We start from the raw sequence: 16,521 nt of genomic DNA, 5'->3' as shown, positions 1-16,521 counted from the left end.
CCGTTGGCGCCCGGCAGGGTGATATCAATCGCGCGGGCCGCCCGGGGCGATCACTTCCCGCGAGCCGTTGCTGTTCATCGGAGTCACCACGCCAGCCATTTCCATGGCTTCGATCATGCGGGCCGCCCGGTTGTAGCCGATCTTTAGCTTGCGTTGTACGGCCGAAATGGACGCGCGGCGGCTCTCGAGCACGAACTGTACGGCTTCGTCGTACAGCGCATCGCTTTCGGAATCGTCGCCATCGCCACCGCCACTGCTACCTTCAAAGCCGCTGCCGGCTTCTTCGACACCGTTGAGGATGTCGTCGTTGTAGTCAGGGGCACCGCGCTGTTTCCACGCCTCGACCACCCGGTGCACTTCGTCATCGGACACGAATGCGCCATGGACCCGAATCGGCAGGCTGGTGCCAGGCGGCATGTACAGCATGTCACCGTGGCCCAGCAGTTGCTCGGCACCGCCCTGGTCGATGATGGTACGCGAGTCGATCTTGCTCGACACCTGGAACGCCATGCGCGTCGGGATGTTGGCCTTGATCAGACCGGTGATCACATCCACCGACGGTCGCTGGGTCGCCAGGATCAAGTGAATACCGGCAGCCCGCGCCTTCTGCGCGATGCGCGCGATCAGTTCCTCGACCTTCTTGCCGACGATCATCATCATGTCGGCGAATTCGTCCACCACTACCACGATGGTCGGCAGCGTCTTCAGGGCAGGCGGCTCATCCTCCATGCTTTCGCGGCGATACAGCGGGTCGTGAATGATTTCGCCGGCTTCCTGGGCATCCTTGACCTTGCGGTTGAAGCCCGCCAGGTTGCGCACGCCCATGGCGGCCATCAATTTGTAGCGCCGCTCCATTTCCGCCACGCTCCAGCGCAGGGCATTGGCCGCGTCCTTCATGTCGGTGACCACGGGGCACAACAAGTGTGGGATGCCTTCGTAGATCGACAGCTCGAGCATTTTCGGGTCGATCATGATCAGGCGCGCGTCTTCGGGGCTGGATTTGAACAGGATCGACAGAATCATCGCGTTCACGCCCACCGACTTACCCGAGCCGGTCGTACCCGCCACCAGCAAGTGCGGCATCTTTGCAAGGTCGGTGATGACCGGCTTGCCGCCGATATCGTGGCCCAGGGCCAGGGTGACCGGCGACTTCTGTTCGTCGTATTGCGGGGTGGCGAGCACTTCGGAGAAACGCACCATCTGGCGGTTTTCGTTGGGAATCTCGATACCCACAGTGGTCTTGCCCGGAATCACCTCGACCACCCGCACGCTGGTCACGGCCAGCGAACGCGCCAGGTCCTTGGCAAGGTTGGCGATACGGCTCACTTTGACACCGGCAGCCGGCTGGATTTCGTACCGGGTGATCACAGGCCCTGGGTGAATGGAATCCACCGCCACTTCGACACCAAACTCCTTGAGCTTGATTTCCAGCAATTGGCCAACGCCCGCCAGGGACTCGGGGGAATACTCGATTTTTTTCTGTTCAGCCGGGTCCAGGATGGAAATCGGCGGCAAGGTGCCTTCCACTGCGCTGTCGATGAATTGCGGCGCCGGGGTTTCTCTGGCAATGCGCTTGACTGGCTCAGGCGCCTTGGCGGCCGACGGTGGCACGATATTGGAGATCAGGGCCGGGGCGGCTACAGGCGCAGGCGCCGAAGGCCGCGCCGCTGCCGGTTCGCGTGTGATCACAGGTTCACGCTGCACCCCTGGGTCACGCGCAACCGGTTCACGCGCGACCGAGTCGCGCATCGTCACAGGCTCACCGCCCAGGGTCGGCTCGCGCGGCTCGGGCTGAGCAGACGCAGGCTCGCGCTTGAACAAGCGCTCGCGCAGAGCAGGCTTGGCCGGCTCACGTGGTTCGGGCGCCACAGGCTTGGCCTTGACGACGGGCTCATCCTCGCGCAGCTGCGCTTCCAGGCGCTTGCGTTCGTTACGCGCCTCCCACCAGCGCGAGGCCGCGCCCTGCACCAGTTCCAGCAGATCCAGCGTGATCTTGCCGGTCATGTCCATGACCTTGAACCACGACAGGTCGGTGAACACCGTCAGCCCGAACAGGAACAGGGCGATGAACATCAGGGTGCTGCCCTGCACGTTCAGGAAGTTGCGAGCCAGATCGCCCAGGCTTTCGCCCAGGGCGCCGCCGGCCGAGAACGGGATGCTTGCCGGCGGATGAAAGTGGATATGGGCCAGCGCAGCCCCGGACAGCACCAGGAATATCAGGCCTATCAATCGCCAGGAGAACAACCAGCCGCTCCAGTCCCAGGGCTGGTGGCGCTGACGGAAAATCTGCCAGGTCTTGATCGCCAGCAGCAATGGGAAGATGTAGGCGAAGTAGCCCAGCACCATGAACAGGATATCGGCGAAATAGGCACCGGCTCGCCCGGCGGCATTCTGCACCTGGTCGACGGTGGCGGTGTGGCTGAAGGCCGGGTCCGAGGTGTCGTAGGTCAGCAGCGCCATCCACAGGTACAGGCACAGGGCGCCGACAGCGATCAGCGCACCCTCCTTGAGGCGATAGTGCAGCTGCTGCCGCCACAGGGGCACGGGCAAGGGAGCTGGGGTTGCGGTGGATTTCTTCAAAACGCGTCTATTCCTGCGCATGGTGCGCGTCCAATAGTGATCGGCCAGGGCCGAAGCCAACGGATCACTACTTTTAACATTACTGCCCGCCAGCCGCCATGGCGGCACGCCGTCTGGGGATCTGGCCGGGGGCGACTTTCCAATAGCTGCAATTTGAGCACGCATTGTCTTCTGTGACAAAGGCTTATGCTGTGTTTTTGCACAGGTGTGACAGCAAATGTGGCTGATGGTGCCGGCCGTAGCTGCAATGTATCCGAAATTGCCTGAATGGCTGCGGGACACTGCCTACAACGGCCCTGTCCAGGCCCGCCATTCAGCGGAAGCAACCCGATTGCTTGTGGAGTGGGCGATCACGTATCGCCCACCTGCGGCCGTGAAGCGATTGACCCCATTTCCCCATCGCGCCATGCTGGCCACTCCCCTCCCCTACCGCATGACCGACCATGTTGACCTGGCTGAAACGCGATTCCTTGACCTTCCCTGCGCTGGACCGCGCCCTGCAAGAGCCCAACGGCCTACTCGCCGCAGGCGGCGACCTGACGCCCGAACGGCTTGTTCAGGCTTACCGCCATGGCTGCTTCCCGTGGTACCAGGATGGCCAGCCGATCCTGTGGTGGTCGCCCGACCCGCGCACCGTGCTGGTGCCTGCCCGATTGCACGTGTCGCGCTCCTTGGCCAAGTGGATGCGCCAAGGCCGCTACCAGGTCAGCTTCGACACCGACTTCGCCGCGGTGATCGCAGCCTGCGCGGCGCCGCGCGATTATACAAACGGCACCTGGATCACCGACCCCATGCGCATGGCCTACTGCGAACTGCACGCGCGCGGCATTGCCCATTCGGTCGAAGTTCGTCAGGACGGTGAACTGGTCGGCGGCCTGTATGGCCTGGCCATGGGGCAGCTGTTTTTCGGGGAATCCATGTTCAGTCGCGCGGACAATGCCTCGAAGGTGGGCTTCGTGACGTTGGTCCGACACCTGGAAGCAGCCGGCTTCGTGCTGATCGACTGCCAGATGCCGACCGATCACCTGCAAAGCCTGGGCGCTCACGCCATCAGTCGCCGCGAATTCGCAGGCTACCTGGCCCGCCACCTCGATCAGCCCAACACCGCCACATGGGTTTGCTAGGCGCGTTTTTCACACCTGGCTTACACTTAGGCAAAGTCTCACCGAAGGGGTTGATCATGACAGAGCTGGCGCGGTTGAAGTTTTATGCCACTCAACCCCACTCCTGCAGTTACCTCCCCGACGAGCAGGCCACCACGTTGTTCCTGGACCCCAGCCAGCCCATGGACGTGAACGTGTACGCCGACCTGTCGGAGATGGGGTTTCGCCGCAGTGGCGATCACCTTTATCGCCCTCATTGCCAGAACTGCAATGCATGCGTGCCTGCGCGCATACCGCCAGCACGGTTTGTGCCCAGCCGGCAGCAGCGTCGGATTCTCAAGCGCAACGCCGATGTGACGGTGACGGCTGCACGCCCTGCCTTCAAGGAAGAGTATTTCGACCTGTACCGGCGCTACATCGAGGCACGTCATGCCGATGGAGACATGTATCCACCCAGCCGTGATCAGTTCTCCACGTTTCTGGTGCGCCAATTGCCGTTCTGCTGGTTCTACGAATTTCGCGCCAGCGGGCGACTGCTGGCAGTCGCCGTCTGCGACTTGCTGCCCAATGGCCTGTCTGCCGTGTACACCTTCTACGAGCCTGATGAGGAGCGCCGCAGCCTGGGCAGGTTTGCCATCCTCTGGCAGATCGGCGAGGCGTTGCGGCTCGATCTGGACGGCGTGTATCTTGGCTACTGGATCAAGAACTGCAAGAAAATGAACTACAAGACGCAGTATCGGCCTATCGAGTTGTTGATAAACCAGCGTTGGGTTGCCCTCAACTGAAAGCATTGGCTTGACACACAGTTTTCGGGCATAATCCACGCCACTTTTTTGCCCGGTGCGGTTATGCGTCGGGCCAACACTGGATCCGAGGGCTCTACTGCATGTCGAAAGAAGACAGCTTCGAAATGGAAGGCACTGTCGTCGACACCCTGCCCAACACCATGTTCCGCGTGGAGTTGGAAAACGGGCACGTCGTAACCGCGCACATCTCTGGAAAGATGCGCAAGAACTACATCCGTATTCTCACTGGCGACAAGGTTCGCGTCGAGCTGACGCCGTATGACCTGAGCAAGGGCCGCATCACGTACCGTGCGCGCTAAGCTCCAGCCATGAAAAAGCCCGGCATCTGCCGGGCTTTTTTGTGCCTGCCTGGGTCAGGAAGGGGCCGCATTGCGGCCCCCGAGGCTTACGCCACTTCGGCAGTGGTCTCGTAGTCGAAGACCAGTTCGCCATCGCGCAGGTCCACGTGCACCACCCCGCCGTGCTCGGCCAATTCGCCGAACAAAATCTCCTCGGCCAGAGGCCGCTTGATCTTGTCCTGAATCAGTCGACCCATCGGCCGCGCACCCATCTGCACGTCGTAGCCCGACACCGCCAGCCAGCCACGTGCCGCGTCGCTGACCTCCAGAAGCACACGCTTGTCCTCAAGTTGCGCCTGCAGTTCGATGAGGAACTTGTCGACGATACTCTTGATGGTCTCGGTGCTCAGACGGCCGAACTGGATGATGGTATCCAGGCGGTTGCGGAACTCCGGCGTGAAGCTCTTGCGGATAACTTCCATGGCATCGGACGCATGGTCCTGGTGGGTAAAGCCGATGGACGCTCGCGCAGCGGTTTCAGCGCCCGCGTTGGTGGTCATGATCAGGATCACGTTGCGGAAGTCGGCCTTGCGCCCGTTGTTGTCGGTCAAGGTCCCGTGGTCCATGACCTGCAACAGCAGGTTGAAGACTTCCGGGTGGGCCTTCTCGATCTCATCGAGCAGCAACACGCAGTGCGGCTGCTTGGTGATGGCTTCGGTCAACAGACCGCCCTGGTCGAACCCGACGTAGCCAGGCGGCGCACCGATCAGGCGCGACACGGTGTGACGCTCCATGTATTCGGACATGTCGAAACGCACCAACTCGACACCCAGCGCCTTGGCCAACTGACGCGCTGCCTCGGTCTTGCCCACGCCGGTAGGGCCGGCGAACAGGAACGAACCGACAGGCTTGTCAGGCGACTTGAGCCCTGCGCGCGACAGCTTGATGGCGGTCGCCAGCGAGTCGATGGCCGCGTCCTGACCGAACACGGTCAGCTTCAGATCCCGCTCCAGGTTACGCAGCAGCTCCTTGTCGGAACTGCTGACATGCTTGGGCGGAATACGGGCGATCTTGGCGACGATGTCCTCGACCTGAGGCACGTCGATTCGCTTAACGCGATTGGCCTCAGGCTGCAGGCGCTGGTAGGCGCCGGCTTCGTCGATGACGTCGATGGCCTTGTCGGGCATGTGCCGGTCATTGATGTAGCGCGAGGCCAGCTCTGCCGCTGCACGCAGCGCCTCGTCGCTGTACTCGATGTTGTGATGGCTTTCGAAGCGCCCTTTGAGGCCGCGCAGGATACCGACGGTGTCCTCCACGGAAGGCTCGCTCACATCGACCTTCTGGAAGCGCCGCGCCAGCGCCCGGTCCTTCTCGAAGATGCCACGAAACTCCTGGAACGTCGTGGAACCGATGCAGCGTATTTCGCCCGACGACAACAATGGCTTGAGCAGGTTGGAGGCATCCATGACACCGCCAGACGCTGCGCCGGCACCAATGATGGTATGGATTTCGTCGATGAACAGGATGGCCTGTGGCCGCTTGCGCAGTTCACCGAGCAGCGCCTTGAAGCGCTTCTCGAAGTCGCCGCGGTATTTGGTACCGGCCAGCAAAGCACCCAGGTCGAGTGAATAGACCACGCTCTGGGCCAGCAGATCGGGCACCTGACCGTCGACGATGCGCTTGGCCAAACCTTCGGCAATGGCTGTTTTACCCACGCCGGCCTCACCTACCAGCAGGGGATTGTTCTTGCGGCGACGGGCGAGGATCTGTGCCACGCGCTCGACTTCCTGCTCGCGCCCAACCAACGGGTCGATACGCCCGGCGCGGGCCAACTCGTTGAGGTTGCTGGCGTAGGCGTCCAATGGATTGCTCGAAGAGGTGGTTTCACCGCCCTCATCGTCCGGCATCTCCTGGTCGCTGTCTGAATGCGGCCCATGGCCGGGCACCTTGGAGATGCCGTGGGCAATGTAATTGACCACATCGATGCGGGCCACGCTCTGCTGCTTGAGCAGGAACACAGCCTGGCTTTCCTGTTCGCTGAAGATCGCCACCAGCACATTGGCACCGGTAACCTCGCGCTTGCCGGAGCTCTGGACATGGAACACGGCACGCTGCAGCACACGCTGGAAGCCCAGGGTCGGCTGAGTCTCGCGGTCTTCGTCGCTGACGGGAATCAAAGGGGTCGTAGAATCGATGAACTCTTGCAGATCATGCTTGAGCTTGTCGAGATTGGCGCCACAGGCGCGCAGAACGGTCGCGGCAGCCTCATTGTCAAGGAGAGCCAGCAGCAGATGCTCGACCGTCATGAACTCATGACGCTTCGAACGGGCCTCCTTGAAGGCAAGATTGAGGGTGACTTCGAGCTCGCGGTTTAACATAGCTTCACCTCATACCCAAGTGGTCGGCGATTAACCGTCCTTCTCGATTTCACAGAGTAGCGGATGCTGGCTTTCCCTGGCGTATTGGTTGACCTGCATGGCCTTCGTTTCGGCGATGTCGCGGGTAAACAATCCGCATACTGCCCGCCCCTCGGTATGGACGGTCAGCATGATCTTGGTCGCCAGCTCGCGGTTCAGATTGAAGAACGTTTCGAGCACTTCGACGACGAAATCCATCGGCGTGTAGTCATCGTTGAACAAAACCACCTTGTACATAGGTGGCGCCTGCAGGATCGGCTTGGCTTCCTGAACCGCCAGACCAGCGCCATCGTCCTCGTTGGATTGAGGGCGATCCTGATTGAATGTTAGTCGAATCTGGCTGTGTGCATGCATGGAAAGAATTTCATCACATCGACAGGATAAGGTTATGGGTTGACCCTGCAGCAAGCGATACGGCCTGGCCGCTGCATGACCTTGACTATCGGCAAAACGGTGTTACAACCAATAGGAACACACCGTGGTCAATAAAGATCCGCGCAACCAGCCCGATTTTTTCGAAGGCTCATTGGCGGATGATGTGGATGATACTCCAGTGATGGAGTCCTTGCAGAGGGACATAGGGATGGCAAACGGTAAAGTCAAGTGGTTCAACAACGCCAAAGGGTATGGGTTCGTGGTCGAGGATGGCAAGAGCGAAGACCTCTTCGCCCACTTTTCCGCTATCCAGATGGACGGCTACAAGACCCTCAAGGCGGGGCAGGCAGTTCATTTCGATGTCATTCAAGGCCCCAAAGGCCTGCACGCTGTCAATATCCGCACCCAAGAGGCTGCCCAGGCGCTGCTACCTGATTCGACACTGGCCGCCACTGTGAGTGCGTGACGCCGGTACGTCCATCCTTGAAGGATCGCACGTGTGTCGACCACCAGCGTGCGGCCTATCTGTACGCATGAAGTTACAACTCTGTTATCAAGACCTCCCTCCGCTTCTGCACGACCCGCGAGGCTGCCGCATGCGACAACCGGTCACATTGTCGCTACGTCTTTGGTCTTATAAATGGGCCGATATCACTCAGTCTTGATGATTAGGCTGATTGGTTTGATATACTGCCCCGCGACCGCAGGGTCACCGGGGCGATCCCTAGGAAAATGCGGACCGTCCCAGGCCATCTCAGGCCACTAAGCCCGGGTTGTTACCGCAGCTCGGCACTTGACGCTCGACTGATGCATCCACCATCACAGCTCGCAGCCTCTCGACTTTCCGCCCATGGCGCTGCCAGGGCGGTGTGCCTACCCGGTGCACCACGAGACTCGAGCACGCTCAGCACACAGAGAGTTAGCCCGCATGCCCACCCGTTCCAAGATCATCTATACCTTCACCGACGAAGCTCCTGCCCTCGCCACCTACTCGCTGCTGCCGATCATCGAAGCCTTCACCGCTTGCGCTGACATTGCCGTCGAAACCCGCGACATCTCCCTGGCAGGCCGTATCCTTGCAGCCTTCCCGGAGCAACTCGGCGCAGAAAAACAGGTAGGCGATCACCTGGCGGAACTGGGCCAACTGGCCACCACCCCTGAAGCCAACATCATCAAGCTGCCGAACATCAGCGCCTCGGTACCGCAGCTCAAGGCCGCGATCAAGGAGCTGCAAGGCAAGGGCTTCAACATCCCGGACTACGCCGACGAACCGGCCACCGCCGAGGAAAAGGAATCGCGCGCCCGCTACGACCGCATCAAGGGTTCGGCCGTGAACCCGGTCCTGCGCGAAGGCAACTCCGACCGCCGCGCACCGCTGTCGGTCAAGAACTACGCACGCAAGCACCCTCACAAGATGGGCGCCTGGGCGGCCGACTCCAAGTCGCACGTGGCTCACATGAGCCAGGGCGACTTCTACGGCAGCGAGAAGGCTGCACTGATCGAGGCTGACGACAGCCTGCGCATCGAGCTGGTCGGCGCCGACGGCACCACCACCGTCCTGAAAGAGAAAACCGCCGTCAAGGCAGCTGAAATCATCGACTGCGCCACCATGAGCCGCAAGGCCCTCAAGGCCTTCGTCGCCGAGCAGATTGCCGACGCCAAGGCATCGGGCGTGCTGATGTCGGTGCACCTCAAAGCGACCATGATGAAGGTTTCCGACCCGATCATGTTCGGCGTCATCGTCGAAGAATTCTATAACGATGTACTAGCCAAGCACGCGGCCGCCCTGGCCGAAGTCGGCTTCAATGCCAACAACGGCATCGGCGACCTGTACGCCCGCATCAAGGACCTGCCCGCCGAGAAGCAAGCCGAAATCGAAGCGGACATCCAGGCCTTGTACGCCGAGCGCCCTGCCCTGGCGATGGTCAACTCAGATAAAGGCATCACCAACCTGCACGTGCCGAGCGATGTGATCGTCGATGCCTCGATGCCGGCCATGATTCGTGATTCGGGCAAGATGTGGAACAGCGCCGGCGAGCTGCAGGACGCCAAGGCGATCATCCCGGACCGCTGCTACGCTGGCATCTACCAGGCCACCATCGAAGACTGCAAGGCCAATGGCGCCTTCGACCCGACCACCATGGGCAGCGTGCCGAACGTTGGCCTGATGGCGCAGAAAGCCGAGGAATACGGCTCCCACGACAAGACTTTCCAGATCAAGACCGATGGCGTCGTGCGCGTTGTCGACACCAAGGGCAACCTGGTGCTGGAACAGAAGGTCGAAGCAGGTGACATCTTCCGCATGTGCCAGGTCAAGGATGCACCCATCCAGGACTGGGTCAAGCTGGCCGTCAACCGCGCCCGCCTGAGCGATACCCCGGCCGTGTTCTGGCTGGACCCGGCTCGCGCCCACGACAGCGCCATGATCGAGAAGGTGCAGACCTACCTCAAGGACCACGACACGTCCGGCCTCGATATCCGCATCATGTCCCCGGTCGAGGCCATCAAGTTCTCCCTGGCTCGCATCCGCGAAGGCAAGGACACCATCTCGGTGACCGGCAACGTGCTGCGCGACTACCTCACCGACCTGTTCCCGATCATGGAACTGGGCACCAGCGCCAAGATGCTGTCGATCGTGCCGCTGATGAATGGCGGTGGCCTGTTCGAAACCGGCGCTGGCGGCTCGGCCCCCAAGCACGTGCAGCAGTTGGTAGAAGAGAACTTCCTGCGCTGGGACTCGCTGGGTGAATTCCTGGCCCTGGCCGCTTCCCTGGAGCACTTGGGCAACACCTACGAGAACCCACGCGCCAAGGTGCTGGCCCAGACGCTGGACCAGGCAACCGGCAAGTTCCTGGACACCAACAAGTCGCCTTCGCGCAAGGTCGGCGGCATCGACAACCGCGGCAGCCATTTCTACCTGACCCTGTATTGGGCACAAGCACTGGCCGCCCAGGACGACGATGCAGCCCTGAAAGCTCGCTTTGCCCCTCTGGCCAAGGCTTTGAGCGACAACGAAGAAAAAATCGTTGCCGAACTCAACGCTGTTCAAGGCAAGCCAGTGGACATTGGTGGCTACTATGCCCCTGACGCCGACCTGACGGCCAAGGTCATGCGCCCAAGCCAGACCCTGAACAGCGCCATCGCCGCCCTGTAAGGCTCGCTTGACGTAACCCACGAACCCCGGCCACGCACCGGGGTTCGTGCTTTCTGGGCCGCACAACGGCCAACTCGCTCACCCTGGAGCACTGCATGACCTGGCACCCTCATATCACCGTCGCCACCGTTGTCGAAGACAACGGCAGGTTTCTGTTCGTCGAAGAGTTCAAGGCCGGGCGACACGTCTTCAACCAACCTGCCGGCCACCTCGAACCCAATGAAACCCTGGCCCAGGCGGCGCTGCGTGAAACCCTGGAAGAAACGGCCTGGGAGGTGGAGCTGACCGGGCTGGTGGGTATTTACCTGTATACGGCGCCGAGCAACGGCGTGACCTACCAGCGCATCTGCTTTGCCGCCCGCCCTGTCCGGCATCGCGTCGACAGCCCCCTGGACAGCGATATCGAGCGCGCCATGTGGCTGACCCGTGACGAGCTGCTCGCCGATCCGGCGCGCTGGCGCAGTGAACTGGTGCCTCGCTGCCTTGACGACTACCTGCAGGGCCCGCTGCACAGCCTTGACCTGCTGCGCGACTGACGCGCCGCTGCGGGTTTGGTAGTATCGGCGTTTTTCCTCTTGATCTACATCGGTAACCATGACCAGCCCAGCACTCAAAGACCCCGCCAAGACCCGCGTCATCGTCGGCATGTCCGGCGGCGTGGACTCTTCCGTCTCCGCCCTTCTGCTCATGGAGCAGGGTTACCAGGTGGAAGGGCTGTTCATGAAGAACTGGGAAGAGGACGACGGCACCGAATACTGCACGGCCCGTGAAGACCTGGCAGATGCCCAAGCGGTTTGCGACCGCATCGGCATCACCCTGCACACCGCCAATTTCGCGGCCGAGTACTGGGACAACGTGTTCGAGCACTTCCTTGAGGAATACAAGGCCGGCCGCACCCCGAACCCCGACATCCTTTGCAACCGCGAGATCAAGTTCAAGGCCTTCCTGGACTATGCCCTGTCCCTGGGCGCCGACCTGATCGCCACCGGTCACTATGTTCGCCGCCGCGACACCGGCGAACTGACCCAGCTGCTCAAAGGCCTGGACCCGAACAAGGACCAGAGCTATTTCCTACATGCCGTGGGCGGCAAGGAAATTGCCCGCACCTTGTTCCCGGTGGGCGAGCTGGAAAAACCCGAGGTGCGCGCCATTGCCGAGAAACACGGCCTGGCCACGGCCAAGAAGAAAGACTCCACCGGCATCTGCTTTATCGGTGAGCGACGTTTCAGCGACTTCCTCAAGCAATACCTGCCGGCCCAACCCGGCGACATCGAAACCACCGACGGTGAAGTGATCGGTCGTCATCATGGCCTCATGTACCACACCATCGGCCAGCGCCAGGGCCTGGGTATCGGCGGCCTGAAGGATGCTGGGGACGAGCCTTGGTACGTGCTGCACAAGGACCTGACGCGCAATGTGCTCGTGGTCGGCCAGGGCAATGAACACCCCTGGTTGTTCTCCCGCGCCCTGCTGGCCTCCGAAATCTTCTGGGTGAACCCGGTCGACCTCGATAGCCCGCGCCAGCTCACTGCCAAGGTTCGCTACCGACAACACGACCAGCAGTGCACCCTGCACCGTACGGCCACCGGTTATCGGGCCGTCTTCGACGAGCCGCAGCGCGCAGTTACCCCTGGCCAGTCGGTGGTGTTCTATGACGGCGAGGTGTGCCTGGGCGGTGGCGTGATCGAAGCAGCCGAGCCGTGGAGCCCACGCTCGTGAACCGCGTGCAGGAACAGTTGATCGCGCTGGGCGGCGTATTCCAGGCAGCCGTGCTGGTGGACCGTATCGCCCGTACCGGGCAGGCCAGCGAAGCTGATATCGGCTGCATGCTGGGCAGCCTGCTGGTGCGTGATCCCAAGGATACGCTGGAGGTCTTCGGTGGCGATGACCTGAACTTGCGCGACGGTTACCGCGCGCTGGTCGGGGCATTGGAGCGCGACCCCAGCAGCCTGCAGCGCGAGCCTTTGCGTTATGCCTTGTCGATGCTGGGCCTGGAACGGCAGCTGAACAAGCGCGGCGACCTGCTCGAGACCATCGGTAACCGCCTGCCGCAGATCCAGTCCCAGGCCGATCACTTCGGCCTGGTGCACGAGAACGTCATCGCGTCGAGCGGCGCGCTGTACCAAGACACCTTGAGCACCTTGCGTCAGCGCATCCAGGTGCACGGCGACATGCGCTTCCTGCAGCAGCCCAACAACGCCTCCAAGATCCGCGCCCTGCTGCTGGCCGGTATCCGCGCTGCACGGCTATGGCGCCAGCTCGGTGGGCACCGCTGGCAGCTGGTGTTCAGCCGACGCAAATTGCTCAACGAGCTGTACGACATGATGCGCACAGCGCCCTGAAACCCAGCCTCACACATTCGGGCGCACAGACGCGAACGCGCCTGGCTGACCACATTCCTTGCAGGAGGGGCCTTGTGCCCCGACGGGCTGCACGGCAGCCCCGACGCGAGCTGACAGAGATCAGTCAATGGCGTTGCTCCGCCACCAGATCGGTGCAGCGCCCGCTCAGCAAACCGAGCAGATTGAAGCAACCTTTGGTCAGCCCCCCGACTCCAGCGCATTTTTAATGTATGATATGCGCCCTCCAAAAGCCTGACTGTCCGAGAACACCCCATGCAGCTTTCTTCGCTCACTGCGGTTTCCCCTGTAGACGGCCGTTACGCCGGCAAAACCCAGGCCTTGCGCCCCATCTTCAGCGAATTCGGCCTGATCCGTTTCCGCGCCCTGGTCGAAGTGCGCTGGTTGCAGCGCCTGGCCGCCCACCCGCAGATCAGCGAAGTGCCGGCGTTCTCCGCCGAAGCCAACGCGCTGCTGGACAACCTGGCCACCGATTTCAAGCTCGAGCACGCCGAGCGCGTCAAAGAAATCGAGCGCACCACCAACCACGACGTCAAGGCGATCGAATACCTCCTCAAGGAGCAGGCCGCCCAGCTGCCTGAGCTGGCCAAGGTCAGCGAATTCATCCACTTCGCCTGCACCAGCGAGGACATCAACAACCTGTCCCACGCCCTGATGCTGCGCGCCGGTCGTGACGAGGTGCTGTTGCCGCTGATGCGTCAGATCGCCGACGCCATTCGCGCCCTGGCCCACGCCCATGCCGATGTGCCGATGCTCTCGCGCACCCATGGTCAGCCTGCCTCCCCGACTACCCTCGGCAAGGAGCTGGCCAACGTCGTGTACCGTCTGGAACGCCAGATCGCCCAAGTCGCTGCCGTGCCGCTGCTGGGCAAGATCAACGGCGCCGTGGGCAACTACAACGCCCACCTGTCGGCCTATTCGCAGATCGATTGGGAGCAGAACGCCCGCGCCTTCATCGAAGACGAGCTGGGCTTGCAGTTCAACCCCTACACGACTCAGATCGAGCCGCACGACTACATTGCCGAGCTGTTCGACGCCATAGCGCGCTTCAACACCATCCTCATCGATTTCGATCGGGACGTGTGGGGCTACATTTCGCTGGGCTACTTCAAGCAGAAGACCGTTGCCGGCGAAATCGGCTCCTCGACCATGCCGCACAAGGTCAACCCCATCGACTTCGAAAACTCCGAAGGCAACCTGGGCATCGCCAACGCCCTGTTCCAGCACCTGGCCAGCAAGCTGCCGGTTTCGCGCTGGCAGCGTGACCTGACCGACTCCACCGTGCTGCGCAACCTGGGCGTGGGCTTTGCCCACAGCGTCATCGCGTATGAAGCCAGCCTCAAAGGCATCGGCAAGCTCGAAGTGAACCACGCCCGTATCGCGGCCGATCTGAATGCCTGCTGGGAAGTGCTGGCCGAGCCGATCCAGACCGTGATGCGTCGATTCAACATCGAGAACCCCTACGAGAAGCTCAAGGAGCTGACCCGCGGCAAGGGCATCACCCCGGATGCTCTGCTGAGCTTCATCGATGGGCTGGACATGCCCGCCGAGGCCAAGGCCGAACTCAAGCAACTCACGCCCGCTACCTACATCGGTAACGCGGCTGCGCAGGCAAAACGCGTCTAACGCGCGCTCTGCGCCCAACGCCCGGCCTGGCCGGGCGTTTTTATTCCCGTCTGAAAATTACGTTTTTTCAATAGGTTGAAGATGAATCCTGATACTCCACTGCAGCTGCTGGGCGGCATTACAGCCCGTGAATTCATGCGCGACTACTGGCAGAAAAAGCCGCTGCTGGTGCGCCAGGCATTCCCCGATTTCATCAGCCCCATCGATCCGGACGAGCTGGCTGGTCTGGCGCTGGAAGAGGAAGTCGAGTCCCGTATCGTGCTCGAGCACGGCGCACACCCGTGGGAAATGCGCCGCGGTCCGTTCAACGAGGACACGTTTGCCGAGCTGCCGGAAAAAGACTGGACGTTGCTGGTACAAGCCGTCGACCAGTTCGTGCCGGAAGTGGCAGAGTTGCTGGAAAACTTCCGCTTCCTGCCCAGCTGGCGTATCGACGACGTCATGATCAGCTTCGCTACCCCAGGCGGTAGCGTGGGCCCGCACTTCGACAACTACGACGTGTTCCTGCTGCAAGGCCAAGGGCAGCGTAACTGGAAGATCGGGCAGATGTGCGACAGCGACAGCGCCCTGCTCGAGCACAGCGACCTGCGCATCCTGGCCGATTTCGAGCAAAGTGACGAGTGGACCCTGGAGCCTGGCGACATGCTTTACCTGCCGCCGCGCCTGGCTCACTATGGCGTTGCCGTGGACGACTGCCTCACCTACTCGGTCGGTTTCCGCGCACCGAGCGCCGCCGAAGTGCTCACTCACTTCACCGACTTCCTCGGCCAGTTCCTGCCGGACGAAGAGCGCTACAGCGACGCCGATGCACAGCCAGTCAGCGACCCTCATCAGATCCAGCATGATGCCCTGGACCGCCTCAAGGCGCTGCTGGACAAGCACATGGGTGACAAGGACCTGCTGTTGACCTGGTTCGGCCAGTTCATGACCGAGCCGCGTTACCCCGAGCAGATCGTTGGCGAGGAGTTGTCCGAGCAGGAGTTGCTCAATGCCTTGCAGCAGGGCGCCATCCTGATCCGCAACCCGAGCGCCCGCATGGCCTGGTCCGAGTTCGACAGCGACCTGCTGCTCTTTGCCAGCGGCCGTAGCTGCCCGCTGCCTGGAAAGCTGCGCGACCTGCTCAAGCTGGTGTGCGCTGCCGACGCCCTGCACAGCGAGAACCTCGGCCAGTGGCTGCAGGATGAAGATGCATTGATGCTGATCCAGCAGTTGGTCAAGCAAGGTAGCCTGGGTTTTGCCGATGAATAAGATTCGGGTGCGCCTGGCCGATTGGGTCAAGGACAACGCCGACATTCGCCGCATCCGTGAGGCAGTGTTCGTCGCCGAGCAGCACATACCGGTCGAACTGGAATTCGACTCCGAAGACCAGGATGCCTTGCACTTCCTGGCACTGGAGGGCGACTACCCGATCGGCACCGCACGCTTGCTCGCCGATGGCACCATCGGCCGAATCTCGGTGCTCAAGGACTGGCGCGGCCTGAAAGTGGGCGACGCACTGGTCAATGCCGTCATCGCCGAAGCGCAGGCCCGTGACCTTAAGCCTCAACGCCTCAGCGCGCAGGTGCACGCCACACCGTTCTACGAGCGGCTGGGTTTCAAAGTGGTCAGCGAAGAGTTCCTCGAGGCCGGCATCCCTCACGTAGACATGGTGCGCGAGTCGCACTTGCCTTCTTGAAGCGTGCCAGGCCTGTTCGCATCTGACCCCGGCATGCCGGCGCGACCGCCGCTCTTGTCCCCACAGGAGCGGTTCAAGCTCACGCGCGTACACGTCCCCGTCAGGCGCCGGCTTGCCGGCGACAGGCTGACCGTTAGCCGTATTCAA

General features: G+C 61.8%; 14 protein-coding genes. 11 read left to right on the top strand and 3 right to left on the bottom strand.

What is annotated here, in order from left to right; all coding sequences use genetic code 11:
• Positions 1-24: 24 nt before the first annotated feature.
• Positions 25-2,580 carry a DNA translocase FtsK gene (locus B2Y33_RS08510; RefSeq protein ID WP_178102866.1) on the bottom strand — a complete coding sequence of 852 codons (2,556 nt, stop codon included), beginning with the start codon at positions 2,578-2,580 and terminating at the stop codon, positions 25-27.
• A 443-nt stretch (positions 2,581-3,023) separates the two neighbouring features.
• Here B2Y33_RS08510 and aat point away from each other — a divergent pair, with 443 nt between their 5' ends.
• The 3 genes from aat to infA all read left to right on the top strand — a co-directional run bounded on the left by aat (position 3,024) and on the right by infA (position 4,788).
• Positions 3,024-3,704, top strand: a complete 681-nt coding sequence (gene aat, locus B2Y33_RS08505; RefSeq protein WP_027916186.1) for a leucyl/phenylalanyl-tRNA--protein transferase — start codon at positions 3,024-3,026, stop codon at positions 3,702-3,704.
• Positions 3,705-3,760: 56 nt separating this feature from the next.
• A complete protein-coding gene (locus B2Y33_RS08500; protein WP_027916187.1) occupies positions 3,761-4,468 on the top strand; it encodes an arginyltransferase in 708 nt (235 codons plus the stop codon).
• Between the two features lie 101 nt (positions 4,469-4,569).
• Positions 4,570-4,788 (top strand): translation initiation factor IF-1, encoded by a 219-nt coding sequence (gene infA / locus B2Y33_RS08495; protein ID WP_002553999.1) that lies wholly within the window; start codon positions 4,570-4,572, stop codon positions 4,786-4,788.
• A gap of 86 nt (positions 4,789-4,874) precedes the next feature.
• Here the strand turns inward: infA and clpA are convergent, their stop codons facing one another.
• Positions 4,875-7,145: an ATP-dependent Clp protease ATP-binding subunit ClpA gene (gene clpA / locus B2Y33_RS08490; RefSeq protein ID WP_023534842.1), complete on the bottom strand. Its 2,271-nt coding sequence runs from the start codon at positions 7,143-7,145 to the stop codon at positions 4,875-4,877.
• A 30-nt stretch (positions 7,146-7,175) separates the two neighbouring features.
• Positions 7,176-7,538, bottom strand: coding sequence for an ATP-dependent Clp protease adapter ClpS (gene clpS / locus B2Y33_RS08485; RefSeq protein WP_023534830.1), 363 nt, complete (start codon positions 7,536-7,538; stop codon positions 7,176-7,178).
• Between the two features lie 229 nt (positions 7,539-7,767).
• Here clpS and cspD point away from each other — a divergent pair, with 229 nt between their 5' ends.
• The 8 genes from cspD to B2Y33_RS08445 all read left to right on the top strand — a co-directional run bounded on the left by cspD (position 7,768) and on the right by B2Y33_RS08445 (position 16,374).
• Entirely contained in the window at positions 7,768-8,025 is a 258-nt protein-coding gene (cspD, locus tag B2Y33_RS08480) for a cold shock domain-containing protein CspD (RefSeq protein ID WP_206405428.1), read from the top strand.
• Between the two features lie 462 nt (positions 8,026-8,487).
• On the top strand, positions 8,488-10,713 hold the full coding sequence (locus B2Y33_RS08475; RefSeq protein WP_027916189.1) for an NADP-dependent isocitrate dehydrogenase: 2,226 nt from the start codon (positions 8,488-8,490) through the stop codon (positions 10,711-10,713).
• 95 nt (positions 10,714-10,808) lie between these two features.
• Positions 10,809-11,249 (top strand): NUDIX hydrolase, encoded by a 441-nt coding sequence (locus tag B2Y33_RS08470; RefSeq protein ID WP_206405408.1) that lies wholly within the window; start codon positions 10,809-10,811, stop codon positions 11,247-11,249.
• Positions 11,250-11,307: 58 nt separating this feature from the next.
• Entirely contained in the window at positions 11,308-12,432 is a 1,125-nt protein-coding gene (mnmA, locus tag B2Y33_RS08465) for a tRNA 2-thiouridine(34) synthase MnmA (protein ID WP_027916191.1), read from the top strand.
• Positions 12,429-13,055 (top strand): high frequency lysogenization protein HflD, encoded by a 627-nt coding sequence (gene hflD, locus B2Y33_RS08460; RefSeq protein WP_027916192.1) that lies wholly within the window; start codon positions 12,429-12,431, stop codon positions 13,053-13,055. The genes mnmA and hflD overlap by 4 nt, the downstream gene beginning before the upstream one ends.
• Positions 13,056-13,328: 273 nt before the next feature.
• Complete coding sequence (gene purB, locus B2Y33_RS08455) at positions 13,329-14,699, top strand: adenylosuccinate lyase (protein WP_206405409.1); 1,371 nt, start codon at positions 13,329-13,331, stop codon at positions 14,697-14,699.
• A gap of 81 nt (positions 14,700-14,780) precedes the next feature.
• Positions 14,781-15,947 (top strand): cupin domain-containing protein, encoded by a 1,167-nt coding sequence (locus tag B2Y33_RS08450; protein WP_028686537.1) that lies wholly within the window; start codon positions 14,781-14,783, stop codon positions 15,945-15,947.
• Positions 15,940-16,374, top strand: coding sequence for a GNAT family N-acetyltransferase (locus B2Y33_RS08445; protein ID WP_027916195.1), 435 nt, complete (start codon positions 15,940-15,942; stop codon positions 16,372-16,374). Before B2Y33_RS08450 ends, B2Y33_RS08445 begins: the two co-directional genes overlap by 8 nt.
• Positions 16,375-16,521 lie beyond the last annotated feature (147 nt).

It is taken from the genome of Pseudomonas sp. UBA5666 (assembly GCF_002420785.1).
GTDB lineage: Bacteria > Pseudomonadota > Gammaproteobacteria > Pseudomonadales > Pseudomonadaceae > Aquipseudomonas > Aquipseudomonas fulva.
This window is presented reverse-complemented; position numbering and strand designations above follow the sequence as displayed.

Coding starts and splice junctions, on each gene's coding strand:
- purB (WP_206405409.1), top strand. CDS start 13,329: ATGCAGCTTTCTTCGCTCACTGCGGTTTCCCCTGTAGACGGCCGTTAC.
- infA (WP_002553999.1), top strand. CDS start 4,570: ATGTCGAAAGAAGACAGCTTCGAAATGGAAGGCACTGTCGTCGACACC.
- B2Y33_RS08470 (WP_206405408.1), top strand. CDS start 10,809: ATGACCTGGCACCCTCATATCACCGTCGCCACCGTTGTCGAAGACAAC.
- clpA (WP_023534842.1), bottom strand. CDS start 7,145: ATGTTAAACCGCGAGCTCGAAGTCACCCTCAATCTTGCCTTCAAGGAG.
- mnmA (WP_027916191.1), top strand. CDS start 11,308: ATGACCAGCCCAGCACTCAAAGACCCCGCCAAGACCCGCGTCATCGTC.
- cspD (WP_206405428.1), top strand. CDS start 7,768: ATGGCAAACGGTAAAGTCAAGTGGTTCAACAACGCCAAAGGGTATGGG.
- B2Y33_RS08450 (WP_028686537.1), top strand. CDS start 14,781: ATGAATCCTGATACTCCACTGCAGCTGCTGGGCGGCATTACAGCCCGT.
- B2Y33_RS08445 (WP_027916195.1), top strand. CDS start 15,940: ATGAATAAGATTCGGGTGCGCCTGGCCGATTGGGTCAAGGACAACGCC.
- aat (WP_027916186.1), top strand. CDS start 3,024: ATGTTGACCTGGCTGAAACGCGATTCCTTGACCTTCCCTGCGCTGGAC.
- clpS (WP_023534830.1), bottom strand. CDS start 7,538: ATGCATGCACACAGCCAGATTCGACTAACATTCAATCAGGATCGCCCT.
- B2Y33_RS08500 (WP_027916187.1), top strand. CDS start 3,761: ATGACAGAGCTGGCGCGGTTGAAGTTTTATGCCACTCAACCCCACTCC.
- B2Y33_RS08475 (WP_027916189.1), top strand. CDS start 8,488: ATGCCCACCCGTTCCAAGATCATCTATACCTTCACCGACGAAGCTCCT.